The sequence below is a fragment of the Providencia sp. 2.29 genome (assembly GCF_015832305.1).
GTDB lineage: Bacteria > Pseudomonadota > Gammaproteobacteria > Enterobacterales > Enterobacteriaceae > Providencia > Providencia stuartii.
Window position 1 is genome coordinate 3,101,454 of record NZ_CP065420.1, and the last position, 13,877, is coordinate 3,115,330.

Here is a 13,877-nt window from a genome sequence, read left to right on the forward strand (position 1 = left end):
GGTGAGTTATGAAAATTGAATATGTCACCAGCAAAACAGGCAACACAGCCAAAGTAGTAATTCTGTCTTTCATTACCGAGCGCCGAAAACTGAATCGCATTGTCGACACAGTAAAACTATGGACGCCAGTTCAAGAATCATCAACAGGCTTCTTTTTTCGAGTGACGACGATTTACGGCAAAGCAAGCCACGTTTTAAGGGCATACAAAATCATTTGTTCGGAGGAAAGCAAGTGATTGAACAAGATAACAATGACTATGAAATGGTTGATTACGACGATGTGATAGTTCGGGTTACTCACTATGTGGATGATGGTAGGGATCACACAGCTCGAATTATTCACTGGTTCAGACAACGCTGTTATATCAGGATGGGTGTATGCCCTCCTCTACCACCAGCACCACAAATCGTTGCACCTAAATTAATCCCGATCACCAAAAAGAAAAAACGCGCAAGGAAGGTGAAAGATGAGCAATAACCCTTTAATTATCGATGCTCTTGAAGAAGTGGGCCCATGTGATATCGATACGCTTGCTTTGCATATGGATCAAAGCGCCCAAGTTGTTAATGCAATGATTACCAATCAAATGCGAAAAGGTACGGTAAAACTGGTCAATGGATTGTATCAGCTTACTAATCAGCCAGAACCAAAAACAATTAAGAGCCCTATTGCTTCAAAATTTTCATGTCAGGCTAGCGATGAGCGTCCTAAGATTGAAATTTTAAGAGAAGTTTTGCAGCAAAGTACCCGCGCTATGACGGCTGCTGAATTAGCCAAAGCAACTGGAGATTCGGCAAATAACATTGGTGGGCGTTTAAAAACTGATATCAAAAATGGAAATGTGGTTAGTCAGGTAAAAAACGGCTCAAGAGTTTACCAGTGGGTTGAAGCCAAAGAGGAGAAATCGCCTCTTTTATCAAATACTACTGCTGAAATTAACACTGAAAATAAAGTGGCAGAAATCTGCCCTTTGGCGCCCGAGCCTAAAGGTGAGAAAAATCACCTTACACCAGAGCAGCACGCCTCCGTTTCAAACGGAACCCTGAACGTACCAAACAGCAAGCAATTACGTGCCGAACTGGTGAAAATTGATGATGAGCTGATTCAGATAAACAGCCGCATGAGCGAATTAACAAAAGTGCGTCAATACAAAAGTGAAATGTATGAGTTAGTCGTGAGGCTTGAGGGGTTAATGGAGGTGGGTAATGATGGGTAAATTTAGGCTTTTCTTCATCTACTTAATCGCTTTTGTATGCACTGTCGTCATCGGCATGGAAACTGGTATGCCTAAGCCAGCGGTTTATGCGCTGGGTCTTTGGACTGGCTTCATAGCAAGCCTTCTAATTGAAGAGGCCTGATATGAGTGAAATTAAAGATACCCGAAACTGGAAGTGTTTCTTTGGTATGCATCAGTGGGTAGCTATTAGCAAAAATCCTTTTAAGGAAAACTATGGTGGTGGTGACTTCAGTGAAGGAACGCTCTATCACCTTCAATGTGTTCATTGCGGAAAAATTCAAGGTAAGAAGGTGATGCTATGACAACGCTTGATTTTAACCTCGTCAGTATCATTAAAAATGCAGGTGGGGATCCGAGTGATGTAACTGAGGCTGTTTGGAATGCTGGCTATCAGAAAATGGATTTTACTACAGAGGAAATCATTCAAATGACCACCAGCCAGATAGCTGAATGCCTTTATTATGACGTCCCGCAAAATGTATGGCCAAAAACAGTTGAAAGTCTCAGTAAGGGAAATTTAAACGCCATTATCGATGATGCAATGTGGGAAGGAACTCCAGAAGAAGTTGCTGCAGAAATATTAATGAACGGGTATAGAAAAGGAGGTGCGGAGTGATTTGTGATAATGCCTATATGACAACAAAAGATGTATGCAATCATCTTCGTATTTCATCTAGAACGTTAAACCGCCTAAGAAATAGAGCTGCACTACCATTCCCAGCCCCTGACTGTAGCTCCAAGGGCTCAAAAAACCGATGGTTCAAGTATAAAGTATTGGAATGGCAAACGAAAGATTCGGAACTAAGTAAAGCGAGTCGAAAATGAAAATAACGCCCCTACCTTGGGGCGAATTTCGTTATTAACTCCAATTTATCCCACCACTTTTTATAAGCCTCTCTCATTTCATTCATATAGCTGTATTTATCATAAACACCCCATACCCCGGGTAATTTATGACCTAGCATTGTTTCTGCGACATGGGGCGCGGTTAATTCTGAGAAATTCGTTCTAGCGGTACGTCTTAGGTCATGCATAGAAAAATGAGGGATTATTACATCATAACTTCTTTTGCAGTATCGAATAAGATTTTTAGGAAATGATAGGTGGAAGTTAAAAGATATAACACCCGTTCCTGAGTTAAAAATTACTTCACTATCAGCTAACTCGATAAGCCTTTGTATAGTAGGAACGGAGTCTTCTATTATTGGTCTTATTAATGGCATTCCTGTTGAGCCTCCTGTCTTATGGTTCTCTGCTGGAACTACCCATATCATTTTATTGAAGTCAAAATCGCTTTTTTTGGCTAATCGAAGCTCACCAACACGACAACCATAGTAAAGGCATAAAAACACAAACAAAGCGTTTTTCTCTTCCATTCTTGATTCTTTGCTAGCTTTTAAAATGTAGTAAATCTCTGAGTCGTCTAACGTGCGTGAACCTTGCCCCTTTTTAACACCGAAATCTTTAGGGCTAAGATTTAATAGCGGGTTTAGAGCTATCATGTTCCGCTTTCTAGCCCACTCATAACATTCAGCGGAGTAATTTAAAATGCGCTTTGTGATTTCTGAGTACTTTTTAGACATCCCATCTAAATAAGAAACCCATATTTTTGTAGTTAACTGTTCTGGTGAATACTTACCTAACTTAGGGAATACGTGTATTTCAAAAGTTCTCAATACGTTCACTGAACTTACCTTCCCTTTAAAATGCATCTCATGCCACTGTCGATATAAGTCTTCAAATGAGCTATTCTGATTGATAGTTTCAATTTCCAAGGACTGAACCAGTTTTGGGTTTTGCCCCTCGCTTAGAACTTTTGACCAGTACAAAACTTTAGATCTGGCTTCTTTGAGTGACATTACAGGGTATCTCCCAATAGTCATCTTATCCTGCTTACCTAAGAATCGGTATCGATAGAAAAAAGACACCACGCCATTTTTAGAAATGCGCACCCATAAACCGTCACGGTCTGACTTTTCGATAACCGATGATTGTTTTTTGCCATGGTTTGTTCGCAAAAATGTATCTGTTATTGCCATTGTTGCCCCATTTTTACAATTGTCACCAAGTTTTGATGGACACACTGGTGGACACACTAAGTATGTCTTATGGTGGCTTAACCTGTCTTAGCTTGTCAATGGGGATTTTATTAAATCATTAAATAACAATTGATTATATAAATAGTTTGACTGGGGTTGTCTTTTGTTGTCATGGGTGTAAATGTTGCCGTTGATGATAACGGAAAACCAACACCGTTATTTGATATGGAATAGTGTATATCTAGGTAGCAAGCTGTCAATCGAACCCGTTCAACAAGCACTCACCTGCTACCTAGCCGTCTAAAAACAACACGTTCAATCTAGATAGGAAAATTTCCGCGTATATCTTGATCAAATGCTTTTTTTTACCTGATTAGCTAATGATAGAATCCCCTCCCTTCGATAACCTCTCCCGATAGATGGCTCGATAAACATGTCAAGAGAATGACGGGTTCATTTTCTATTCTGGTTTAACTTTAATCATTATTTAAGAATCACTGTGAAAATACTTTTTTCTATTTCTTTAACAACCGCGATTTTGTCAGCCGTTTGGGCGTGGTTAGCGAATTCGTTAGGGTTGATTGGGTGGGCTGGTTTTTTAGGCTGTACCGCTTATTTTGCTTATCCAAAAGAAGGCATTAAAGGGTTGTTCATTACCTTCTTCACTACCGCCAGCGGAGTCGCATGGGGTCTCATTATGCTCCACAGCGATACCTTGTTTAATGGTATTCCTAATTTATTGGAATATTTGATCACGGGTATTGTGGCTTTTATGATGTGCATTCAAGCAAGGCAGCAATGGCTATCATATATTCCCGGCACATTTATTGGCGCATGTGCTCTTTTTGCCTCTCAAGGCGAATGGACAGCCGCCCTTCCTTCATTATTGGTGGGGGTCTTATTCGGTTATTTAATGAAAAAAAGTGGCTTATGGTTATCTGAAAAATTAAAGTGACATTTCAATTTTACGGGGTTGCCGTTTATCATGACATTGATCAGTTAGTTGTGCTGATTTTTTACAAATAAGAACGACAACCCTCTACTAAAGATTAAACTTTGAAAAACAGCTAAGCGCGCCCATCACCAACATTTATCATTAATTTAAATCAAAATCACAATATAAAAATAAATTTATTACACAAATTTTCGTTATTATCCCCCATTACCTCTTCTGTGATTGACCAAGTAAAACCCCATATAAACGATAAAACACACTCTCTAAGAAAAAATTAGCTAATAAAATCAAACAATTAAATAACTCCACAAAATTCATTATAAAAATGCGACGTAAATCACATTTCGGCGCCATTTACTCCCCCCACTTGTAACTTAATAACTATATTTACTTAGTCGTAAAACGAACATCAAAATGACACAAAGGGGAAACTTATGAGACATGGTGATATTTCAAGTAGTCCAACATCAGTGGGTGTTGCGGTTGTGAACTATAAAATACCTCGTTTGCATAATCGAAAAGAAGTTATTGAAAATGCAAATAAAATCTCAGATGTTATTGCAGGAATGAAAACCGGTTTTCCAGGACTTGATCTGATTATTTTTCCTGAGTACAGCACTCAAGGCATTATGTATGATCATGAAGAGATGATGGAAACGGCAGCAACTGTACCGGGTGATGAAACACAAATTTTTTCAGCTGCATGTAAAGCAAATGGTGTGTGGGGCGTATTTTCAATCACAGGTGAACAGCACGAAGAACATCCCTTAAAAGCCCCTTATAACACACTTATCTTAATTGATGACAAAGGGAATATTGTACAAAAATACCGCAAAATTATCCCGTGGTGCCCTGTCGAAGGTTGGTATCCCGGCGATAAAACTTATGTTTCAGAAGGACCTAAAGGGTTAAAAATAAGTCTGATCATCTGTGATGATGGTAATTACCCTGAAATATGGCGTGATTGTGCAATGAAAGGCGCTGAGTTAATTATTCGCTGCCAAGGCTATATGTATCCTGCCAAAGAGCAGCAAATTATGATGGCAAAAACCATGGCGTGGGCAAATAACTGTTATGTCGCCGTGGCGAATGGAACAGGTTTTGACGGTGTTTATACCTACTTTGGTCATTCCGCTATTATTGGTTTTGATGGTCACACATTGGGCGAATGTGGTGAAGAAGAGATGGGCGTCCAATACGCGCAACTTTCCGTCACGGAAATTCGCGATGCGCGTCGATATGATCAATCACAAAACCATCTCTTTAAAATATTACATCGTGGTTACACCGGTATTTATCAATCAGGTGATGGTGATAAAGGTCTCGCAGAGTGCCCGTTTGAGTTTTATCGTAGTTGGGTTCTAGATGCAGAAAAAACTCAACAGCAAGTTGAAAGCATAACCAGAGAGACTATTGGTGTTTCAGAGTGCCAAGTTTACAATTTACCAACCGATGGCAATAAAATAAAAATTGTAGGCTAATGAATAAACTATAAATTTACTAAATATAAATTGTTATTTTTAAACGTTGTCGTATGCGTCAACAACGGGGAATATTATCGTATTTTATATAAATAGTTTTTCTTGATTTACTACTTAATAAATTATCACTATTTAGGAATAATCCATGCCCTTTATTAATGATATGCTAGCTGAAAGTCATAAAGAAAAACACATTTCAGAGCCCCAAAAAAAGATGGGCCATTTCCGGTTTATTTTTGATCCTGATAAAGTCATTCAATATATTGAAAATACTATTATTGGCCAAGAGGAGGCTTTAAAACAGTTAAAGGATATTCTTTATTGTATTAAAACCAATATTTTTGATCCCGAAAGGCCACTAAGTACCATGCTATTTCTTGGGCCAACTGGTGTTGGTAAAACAGAAACAGTGATCGCTTTAGCAAAAGCGCTTAATAATGGTAAAGCGCATTATTGTCGCATAAATATGAATACGTTGTCTCAAGATCATTATGCCGCATCTTTATCTGGTGCACCTCCCGGTTACGCCGGGAGTAAAGAATCATATTCCTTGTTTGATATAGATAAAATCGAAGGAAGCTATAGTACACCAGGTATTGTCTTATTTGATGAAATAGAAAAAGCAAGCAAAGAAGTGATTAGAACACTGCTCAATATTCTTGATACTGGTGAATTGAGCCTTGCAAATGGTCAGAAAGTTATTAACTTCAAAAATGCCATTATTATTATGACTTCCAATTTAGGCTCTAGAGATATTTTAAATGAAAAACAGGGGTTAGTACATTTATTCACTAAAAAATATTATCAGCAAAAAATACTAAAATTGTTAGAAAATAAATTTGAACCTGAATTTATTAACCGTATCGATAGAAAGATTAGCTTTAATAAAATAGATTCAGAACAAGCGAGTAAAATTATTGATATTGAACTTTCAAAACTCAATAAAAGAATCGCTAAAAACGCCGTCACAGTAGTACTGGATACTGCAACAAAAATGAAAATAAATTCAATGTGCGATCGTCGCTACGGGGTAAGAGATATCAAGCGAATATTTAAAATTCATATTGAATCATTAGTTGCCGATGTAATATTACATGAAAAAAGCAGAGAGCACATAGAATTTACTGTCGAAAAAAATCAATTCTCCCTCAAGAGGTGATAAATGAATGGCCTATTACTCATTTTTATTGGTAGCGTTTTAATCATTAACGGTATTTCTATCATTAAAGGATATGACAATAAAGAAACAGGAATATTCAATGGCATTATTGGTTTTTTCTGCTTAATTGGCAATATTGTTTTAATGGTAAATGCTAAAGAAAATACTGCATACCTTGCCATTGCCCAATCAATGTTATTTACATTCACTTATATTTTTCTCAGTTTTATAAAGATATATTCACTAACAGGGAAACTATTTGGTTGGTACTGCCTTTTTGTCTTTTTTAATGCTTTATTCTACGCCTACTACACAAGTGCTGATGCTCGAATGATTGCACTATGGTTGCTTTGGGCTATTCTATGGTTTCTATTTTTCTGCGTATTTTCACTTAATAAAACCATTAAATATCTCGGTGAGTTAACTTTGGTAATCGGTATTGTGACTTGCACCTTACCTGGGCTAATGATGGTAACTAACGCCTGGTAAAATAACGTCTAAATAACAACATCCCCTAAATTGCTAGGGGGTGTTAACGATTTTTAACTTATATTTAAATAATTATACGTTTAAGAAAATGCCTAAAAATAACCGGCTTTAAATGCCGTTTTTAAGGGGTTGTTAATTGATTTTTATTTATCCTTTACCATGCTTGATATTTCAAAAAAACTATCCCAATCCAGCATTAGCAAAAAAAACCAGCATATCGAAAAATACTATATAATATGCTAATTACAATATAATAAACTTATAAAATACTCCCACTCCGTCACCATCTGAATTTAACTCACCCCATGCCTTGTTTTATATTAAAAATACACATAATCTGCGTGATATCGATTCATCACATTGAAATATCTTCCATCATATAAAAAACGTTAAAACACATTGATATTCTATGTTTGGCGACGTAGAGTATTTAACGTAAAATTTATTGGTTAACCCTAACAACGATTGTTGATAATGTTATTATTCGCTTGATCTATGTCTTCATATAAAAACGAATCACTATCTTTATCTTGCTCACTGACACAATAAGATATTAATAGCACTATGTATAAAATCTACTCATTACTGTTACTTTTCATTCTTTCTATTCACTCAAGTTTCGCGGAAGTTCCAAAAGAGACGTTAAGAATTGTGGAGAATGAAGCCAAAAAAGGTGATATCAAAGCGCAAGTTATGCTAGGTATTGGCTATTACCTAGGCAAAGAGATAAAACAAGATTATCCTAAAGCTAAAAAATGGTTAACTATGGCGTCCAATAAGGGTAACGCAGATGCACAGCTTTTTTTAGCCGATATGTACTTAAATGGTAATGGCGTTGAACCTAACATTGAAACTGCAATCAACTGGCTTGAAAAATCCGCCAATCAAGGCAATGCAGAAGCCCAGAATTACCTTGGGCAGATATACTATCAAGGCGTTGGAGTGAAACAAAACTACATTATTGCTTTTGATTGGTTTAAAAAATCAGCCGATAAAAAGTTCCCACCAGCACAATACCAAGTCGGTAAAATGTATGAAAATGGTGAGGGTACAGAAATGGATGATAAAGCAGCGAGCGAATATTTAAATAAAGCCTGTAAAGGTGGTTTAAAAGAAGCTTGTAAAAAGTAATCTATTCGTTTGATTCACTGCTACAAGCCGTAGCAGTGATACTTTCCTCCCCTACTTTCAACACAGAACAGTTATCCCCTTTCATTTTTAACCAAAATAGCTAATTACATTTAAAATATTAATGATTAATTTCAATATGCTTTGAAATGTTCTAAACTTATAAAATAAAAGATAAAAAGGAGGATTTATGTACAAAACTATTTTAGTTCCGATCGACGTTAGCGAAGATGCACTGACTGATCTCGTCATACCCCATGTTAATGCAATTCAGAAATTAAATGACGCTGAAGTTCATTTCCTTGCTGTCACAGCACCTATTTCTAACTATTTGCGCTATGGTGGAACCATTCTTCCTAGTGATTTCCCTGACGAAGAAAAGCAAGCCGAAGTGATTCTCGATGAATTAAAAGAGAAAGTTAAACGCTTCTCTATCCCAGAAAATAAGATCCACGTCACCTCTTCTGTCGGCTCCGTGAAAGATGAAATCTTGGCTATCGCTGAGGAAATCAATGCAGATCTCATTTTAATCGGCTCTCGCCATCCAAGTATGTCAACATACCTGTTAGGGTCTAATGCAGCATCTGTCGTACGCTATGCAAAAACTTCAGTTTTAGTCGTTCGATAATAAAAATGCGATAGCAAAAAATAGATTTTTTAATAAAATATTCAGCCTTTAAACTCATCAAGATCATCTTTTTACGATGATATCAAGAGATAATAAATACACACAATTTATAAGACTATTACACAAGATTATCAGTTAAATTGAAGGCTCATAAACATTTTCGTGGCTTTCACGCCCTGCTTTTTAGCAGGGTTTTTTCTTCATTAACGATGATAGTTTCAATCGAAAACGCTTAAAAGCCACCCCATCAAAATCCACCTCTCCCTCTTCGATAAAACCATAGCGCCTAATTGCGCCCAGTTTTTTTCGACTTAATGGGAGGTGGATAGTTATCGACGTTAATGACAGTTGAGCCGCCGCTTGCTCAACTATTTTTTTAGCAATATTTTTACCGTATCCCCAGTAATCTGGATGAAGCACTAACGCTAAATCTGCGTCTCCATTTTCATCTTGAAAACCACCCCAGCCGCCAAATACGCCATCAAAAATTAATGCCCACACACCAAAGCCATGTGTTTGCCAGTGTTGCTCTTTCTGTTTGACCCATTCCTTGCAAAAAGTCTCATCAAATTGATTATCACCTAGCGGCATATGCGCTAATACAAGCGGGTGAGTATTTAATGCGATGATGTCATGACAGTTAATTTGACTTAAACGTTGTAATTGGATATTCATTTTGTCCAGTTTTATCGATTTATCTTGTGTAAAAAACAAATGCTAACACACACACTGGGGTCCATTCCGTGAGTTTTAACATGCGAAATATAAAGTATATATACAGATGATATTTATTGCCCGCAAGGCCACGGGCAATAAATAGAGGCTATTTTAGTTTGATTGATCTAATGCTGATTTCATCACTTTTTGGAAATCTTCCCAAGAGCAGTATCCATTTTTATCTATTGGGCAATTTTTCATTTCTAGCGTGACATGTTTTGGTGGCGTATCTAAAGACAGGTAACTATTATTTCTAAGTTGCTCTGCTGTTTGATATACATACTCCACTTTAACATAGTCTTTCTTATCGCTCTTATCATGCCAACGTTGGAAGACCAATTTTCCACCAATAGGCGTATATTCATATTGATCAGGTAGTTTATAAGGTTTGAAATCCATTGCTGACATTAAGGAAGCAATATTTGAGTCATGCCCAACCAACATAATAAATTTAGCAGTCTCACCTTTATCAGCGGAAACAAAGCCCTTATTGATATAATTTAATAATGGGTGAGCCACATTCTTCGCAATCAATTTGGGGGAAAATAGCGTTTCCTGATAACCATTTTTAAGGGTATTTAATTTAGTCCATTTATCATCCGTGTTGACCATACCCCAAGCCACTTGTGATTCAGGAAAACCCTCATAGTATTGCAAATAGATAGCATCTACTGCCGAGTTCGCTATTTTAAGTGAGCCAACAACCCCCGGTTCTTTATTCGCTTCAATAATAAAACTGTTTGTTTGCGATGAAAGCTCGCAGAGTTTATCGGTCTTACATTTCTCCGAATTTTTAATGTCGAGCACGGTATCCAATTCATCATAACCAGGTTTAAGGTTGAGGCCCTTTAAATGCTCCTCCATGGCTAATAATGCTTTTTGTTTAAACTCAGGGCTATCGTTAGTAATGATTGGATTAAAAACAGGATCCATCTTACCTATTTCAGGTTGGTGGTGGATCTTCACTGTGCACCCAGGAAATGCGCCCGCAGTGAAAAATTGAGCCGTTGCAATGGTTCTTTGTAAGCTATTCGTGTAAACGAAAAGATCTTCATTACCCGTTGGGCATAATTCATCGGGAACTAATTTATTTTGCTCAATCCATTCTCTAAAGTAGTGCCCCATATACACTTCTAGTGCACCACCTTTTGTTGTTAAATAGCCACTTTGCGCATCCCAAGCTGGCCATTTTTTATCGGTAACTTCGGTTAAGATCCCCGTATTCACAATCGGTGTGCGCAAATTATGACGACTTAATAATAAAACTTGGTCAAGTTGCATATTTTCGACATTATCGGTATTTGCAAGTACTGGAGTCATTGGGGTAAGCAATGCGGCTGATAAACAAACTGTTAAAACTTTATATTTCATCGAAAGCTCCCTACCATTTTGTTGTTGTATATTATCGTTATGATTCCTGCCGTTAATATTCTATAAAAACAATCCCATTATGATTATTTTTCTATAAAATTAACATTCCGTTATAATGAAGTAACTGACTTTTTTTTCTGCGATTAATATCTCAAAAATAGACTTGGCCTGCTGTTTTTCCCTCAATTAAGGATAAATACGCTATTTCTATGAAAGCTATTTTAAAATTGCGCTACGGCATATTAATCAATACACTCAAAGAAACGACATTGGGCTAAAGGCATCATTCATGGGTATTCAACCTGCTACTCCTGCACAATACCAGCAAATTATGGCTGTTTGGGAGTCATCCGTCAGAGCAACGCACGATTTTTTACCTGAAAATATATTACAGACGTTAAAAGTGGCAATCCGTGAACAATATCTTCCCCAATTGGCAACTTATGTCTCAATAGATGAAAATAACCAAATAAGTGGGTTTATTGGCGTTGATCAACATAAACTTGAAATGTTATTTATTTCAGCGGCTCATCGGGGTAAAGGAATAGGTAAACAACTCCTCAATTTTGCCATAAAAGAGTTGGGCATTAATGAAGTTGATGTCAATGAGCAGAATCCACAGGCTGTTGGTTTCTACCAACATATGGGGTTTACACAATTTGCTCGTTCTGAAACGGATAGTGAAGGCAACCCCTTCCCCATTCTCCACATGCAATTAACCACAAAATAATACAAGGTTTCACATGTCAATCATAGAACTTGAAACGCCTCGCTTACGTTTAAGACGCTGGGCCGAACAAGATAAAGAGCGTTTTTTTGATATGAATAGTTCACCGGAGGTAATGCGCTACTTCCCTTCGGTATTAAATAAATCACAAAGTGATCAAATGATGGACACGATTATGGAACGATTTGCCACCCAAGGAGGATGGGGCATATGGGCCGTTGAATTAAAATCGAACCATTCACTGATTGGGTTTGTTGGATTAAATATTCCAGAATATCCGCTTCCTTGCTCCCCTTGCACAGAAATCGCATGGCGATTACTTCCGCAATATTGGCGGCAAGGCTATACAACAGAGGCGGCCAAGACTGTTATCCAATTCGCTTTTAATCAACTTAAACTAAAAGAAATTGTCGCATTCACTGCGGTCGCCAATACCCCTTCTGAAGGCGTGATGAAAAAATTAGGGATGACCAAGGAGGCTGAAAACTTCGCTCATCCAGCACTCCCTGAAGGCCATTGGCTACAAGAACATGTGTTATATCGCCTACAAAACCCTTATTTGTAAATCGATACAACTATTGGCAAATATCTATCCAAGCACCTTTGGTCAGCTCGAGCATCCGTTGAGGCGATATTCTCAGCGCACTGTTTACAGAGCCAGCAGCAGGCAGTACCTCACTGTATTGTTGCAATGAAATATCGCAATATACAGGGAGTTCGGAAGGCAAACCAAATGGACAAACACCCCCAACAGGGTGACTGGTTAGCTCTACCACCTCATCGGCTCTGAGCATTCTCGCTTTCGAGCCTAAAGCCTGTTTAACCTTTTGGTTATCTAATCGAGCTTCTCCAGCACAAACCACAAGCACAACCTCATTTTTCACTTTCAATGATAAGGTTTTCGCTATTTGGTTAGGCTCAACATTATGAACGATGGCAGCTTGCTCAACGGTAGCCGTCACGCCATCGGTTTCAATAATGTCGATATCCGGCGCATGTTGAGCCATAAAGCGTCTAACAGATTCAATACTCATAGTCGTACTCTTTTATTGTTGTTTGCAAGTGATTGTTAATGTATGTCGCTGACTTCGCTCCGATAATTGAAGTCGCTGTTCTAAGCTATGCTGCTTTTTATGTTTGTTTTTCAGAAAAAGTGCTGTTTCAGTTCAATGGGTCACACGCACATTGATTTGCTGAATAACGAAGCGCAAGGTTTATATGGTGATACAGTTCATTGGTTAACCTATCATATTCTGCTTCTAACCCTTTTTCATAAGCTAAAAATGGGGATGAATCATTCCATGACCCCATACCACCGAATACCCAAGCGCCACATGCCACATCAAATAATCGTTCACAAAGCATCTCATTATCTTCAACTGGCTTTTGGAGTTTTTCTGCTTGCGATTTAAAAATAGCAGCAAATCCTGTTTCACCGATTTGTTCAGCTAATTGTTCAATTTTTTGCAGCGTCAGCAAAAATGCCTGCAAGTTATTCCCTTCATTTTGCAATGATGACAGAGATTGCTCTGATACTGATTCAACAAATATGGCACTTTCATCTGCCCATTCTAAAGTTAAAACTATTGAAGTAGGCTTATCGCAAGTGATGACGATTTGTTGCTGTTGATTAAAATAGTATTGGCTGTTTCTTGTTATATTTAAATAACGGCGTAACTGTTCGATAAAATCATCCACCTGAATTTCTCGGATAACTTCTGCGCCTTGTTGGTTACATAAAACCCAATATTTCACATAAGACATTTTACGTAATAATGAACGGTCTTTTTCTCGTTTTAATGCTCGAACGGAACAGTAAGCAATATATTGGTCAGCCCGCATGTTTTTTTCCTCTGCATATGCACGAACCATTAACACTAACAAAAAAATCGCCAAAAAAAAGCCACCGCATTATTGCAGTGGCTTTGAATTAAAAATGGAAAGC

General features: G+C 37.6%; 20 protein-coding genes. 15 read left to right on the plus strand and 5 right to left on the minus strand.

What is annotated here, in order from left to right:
- Positions 1-8: 8 nt before the first annotated feature.
- Genes I3B46_RS22480 through xis form a run of 7 tightly spaced genes read left to right on the plus strand, consistent with a single transcriptional unit; the run spans position 9 to position 2,063 of the window.
- Entirely contained in the window at positions 9-236 is a 228-nt protein-coding gene (locus I3B46_RS22480) for a hypothetical protein (protein ID WP_014656522.1), read from the plus strand.
- Positions 233-478 carry a hypothetical protein gene (locus I3B46_RS14530; protein ID WP_196993056.1) on the plus strand — a complete coding sequence of 82 codons (246 nt, stop codon included), beginning with the start codon at positions 233-235 and terminating at the stop codon, positions 476-478. Before I3B46_RS22480 ends, I3B46_RS14530 begins: the two co-directional genes overlap by 4 nt.
- Positions 468-1,217, plus strand: coding sequence for a hypothetical protein (locus I3B46_RS14535; RefSeq protein WP_196993057.1), 750 nt, complete (start codon positions 468-470; stop codon positions 1,215-1,217). Before I3B46_RS14530 ends, I3B46_RS14535 begins: the two co-directional genes overlap by 11 nt.
- The gene (locus I3B46_RS22485) at positions 1,207-1,359 is read left to right on the plus strand and encodes a hypothetical protein (RefSeq protein WP_158002586.1); all 153 of its coding nucleotides are present in this window, start codon (positions 1,207-1,209) and stop codon (positions 1,357-1,359) included. Before I3B46_RS14535 ends, I3B46_RS22485 begins: the two co-directional genes overlap by 11 nt.
- A 1-nt stretch (position 1,360) precedes the next feature.
- Positions 1,361-1,540 carry a hypothetical protein gene (locus I3B46_RS14545; protein ID WP_193450673.1) on the plus strand — a complete coding sequence of 60 codons (180 nt, stop codon included), beginning with the start codon at positions 1,361-1,363 and terminating at the stop codon, positions 1,538-1,540.
- Positions 1,537-1,854 carry a hypothetical protein gene (locus I3B46_RS14550; protein WP_196993058.1) on the plus strand — a complete coding sequence of 106 codons (318 nt, stop codon included), beginning with the start codon at positions 1,537-1,539 and terminating at the stop codon, positions 1,852-1,854. The genes I3B46_RS14545 and I3B46_RS14550 overlap by 4 nt, the downstream gene beginning before the upstream one ends.
- 17 nt (positions 1,855-1,871) lie before the next feature.
- A complete protein-coding gene (gene xis, locus I3B46_RS22730) occupies positions 1,872-2,063 on the plus strand; it encodes an excisionase Xis (RefSeq protein ID WP_223854887.1) in 192 nt (63 codons plus the stop codon).
- A gap of 11 nt (positions 2,064-2,074) precedes the next feature.
- Here xis and I3B46_RS14560 read toward each other — a convergent pair whose 3' ends face one another.
- A complete protein-coding gene (locus I3B46_RS14560; RefSeq protein WP_196993059.1) occupies positions 2,075-3,277 on the minus strand; it encodes a tyrosine-type recombinase/integrase in 1,203 nt (400 codons plus the stop codon).
- A 499-nt stretch (positions 3,278-3,776) separates the two neighbouring features.
- On the opposite strand from I3B46_RS14560, the gene I3B46_RS14565 reads away from it, so the two are divergent.
- The 6 genes from I3B46_RS14565 to I3B46_RS14590 all read left to right on the plus strand — a co-directional run bounded on the left by I3B46_RS14565 (position 3,777) and on the right by I3B46_RS14590 (position 9,117).
- Positions 3,777-4,232, plus strand: coding sequence for a DUF1097 domain-containing protein (locus tag I3B46_RS14565; RefSeq protein WP_014658006.1), 456 nt, complete (start codon positions 3,777-3,779; stop codon positions 4,230-4,232).
- A 434-nt stretch (positions 4,233-4,666) separates the two neighbouring features.
- The gene (locus I3B46_RS14570; RefSeq protein WP_004918358.1) at positions 4,667-5,713 is read left to right on the plus strand and encodes an aliphatic amidase; all 1,047 of its coding nucleotides are present in this window, start codon (positions 4,667-4,669) and stop codon (positions 5,711-5,713) included.
- Positions 5,714-5,858: 145 nt separating this feature from the next.
- Positions 5,859-6,872 (plus strand): AAA family ATPase, encoded by a 1,014-nt coding sequence (locus tag I3B46_RS14575; RefSeq protein ID WP_163762094.1) that lies wholly within the window; start codon positions 5,859-5,861, stop codon positions 6,870-6,872.
- Between the two features lie 3 nt (positions 6,873-6,875).
- Positions 6,876-7,361 (plus strand): AmiS/UreI family transporter, encoded by a 486-nt coding sequence (locus tag I3B46_RS14580; RefSeq protein WP_053110773.1) that lies wholly within the window; start codon positions 6,876-6,878, stop codon positions 7,359-7,361.
- Positions 7,362-7,925: 564 nt separating this feature from the next.
- Complete coding sequence (locus I3B46_RS14585) at positions 7,926-8,492, plus strand: tetratricopeptide repeat protein (protein WP_004918352.1); 567 nt, start codon at positions 7,926-7,928, stop codon at positions 8,490-8,492.
- Positions 8,493-8,679: 187 nt separating this feature from the next.
- The gene (locus I3B46_RS14590) at positions 8,680-9,117 is read left to right on the plus strand and encodes a universal stress protein (RefSeq protein ID WP_004918350.1); all 438 of its coding nucleotides are present in this window, start codon (positions 8,680-8,682) and stop codon (positions 9,115-9,117) included.
- A gap of 183 nt (positions 9,118-9,300) precedes the next feature.
- Here I3B46_RS14590 and I3B46_RS14595 read toward each other — a convergent pair whose 3' ends face one another.
- Together I3B46_RS14595 and agp are read right to left on the minus strand one after the other, a co-directional pair.
- Entirely contained in the window at positions 9,301-9,792 is a 492-nt protein-coding gene (locus I3B46_RS14595; RefSeq protein ID WP_104873375.1) for a GNAT family N-acetyltransferase, read from the minus strand.
- Between the two features lie 153 nt (positions 9,793-9,945).
- A complete protein-coding gene (gene agp / locus I3B46_RS14600) occupies positions 9,946-11,205 on the minus strand; it encodes a bifunctional glucose-1-phosphatase/inositol phosphatase (RefSeq protein ID WP_104873374.1) in 1,260 nt (419 codons plus the stop codon).
- A 289-nt stretch (positions 11,206-11,494) separates the two neighbouring features.
- On the opposite strand from agp, the gene I3B46_RS14605 reads away from it, so the two are divergent.
- A complete protein-coding gene (locus I3B46_RS14605; protein ID WP_014658002.1) occupies positions 11,495-11,935 on the plus strand; it encodes a GNAT family N-acetyltransferase in 441 nt (146 codons plus the stop codon).
- A 13-nt stretch (positions 11,936-11,948) separates the two neighbouring features.
- The gene (locus tag I3B46_RS14610) at positions 11,949-12,497 is read left to right on the plus strand and encodes a GNAT family N-acetyltransferase (protein ID WP_080998005.1); all 549 of its coding nucleotides are present in this window, start codon (positions 11,949-11,951) and stop codon (positions 12,495-12,497) included.
- Positions 12,498-12,507: 10 nt separating this feature from the next.
- On the opposite strand, the gene I3B46_RS14615 is transcribed toward I3B46_RS14610, so the two are convergent.
- The gene (locus I3B46_RS14615) at positions 12,508-12,966 is read right to left on the minus strand and encodes a YbaK/EbsC family protein (RefSeq protein ID WP_036943686.1); all 459 of its coding nucleotides are present in this window, start codon (positions 12,964-12,966) and stop codon (positions 12,508-12,510) included.
- Positions 12,967-13,093: 127 nt separating this feature from the next.
- Positions 13,094-13,774: a hypothetical protein gene (locus I3B46_RS14620; RefSeq protein WP_036943684.1), complete on the minus strand. Its 681-nt coding sequence runs from the start codon at positions 13,772-13,774 to the stop codon at positions 13,094-13,096.
- Positions 13,775-13,877: the final 103 nt, after the last annotated feature.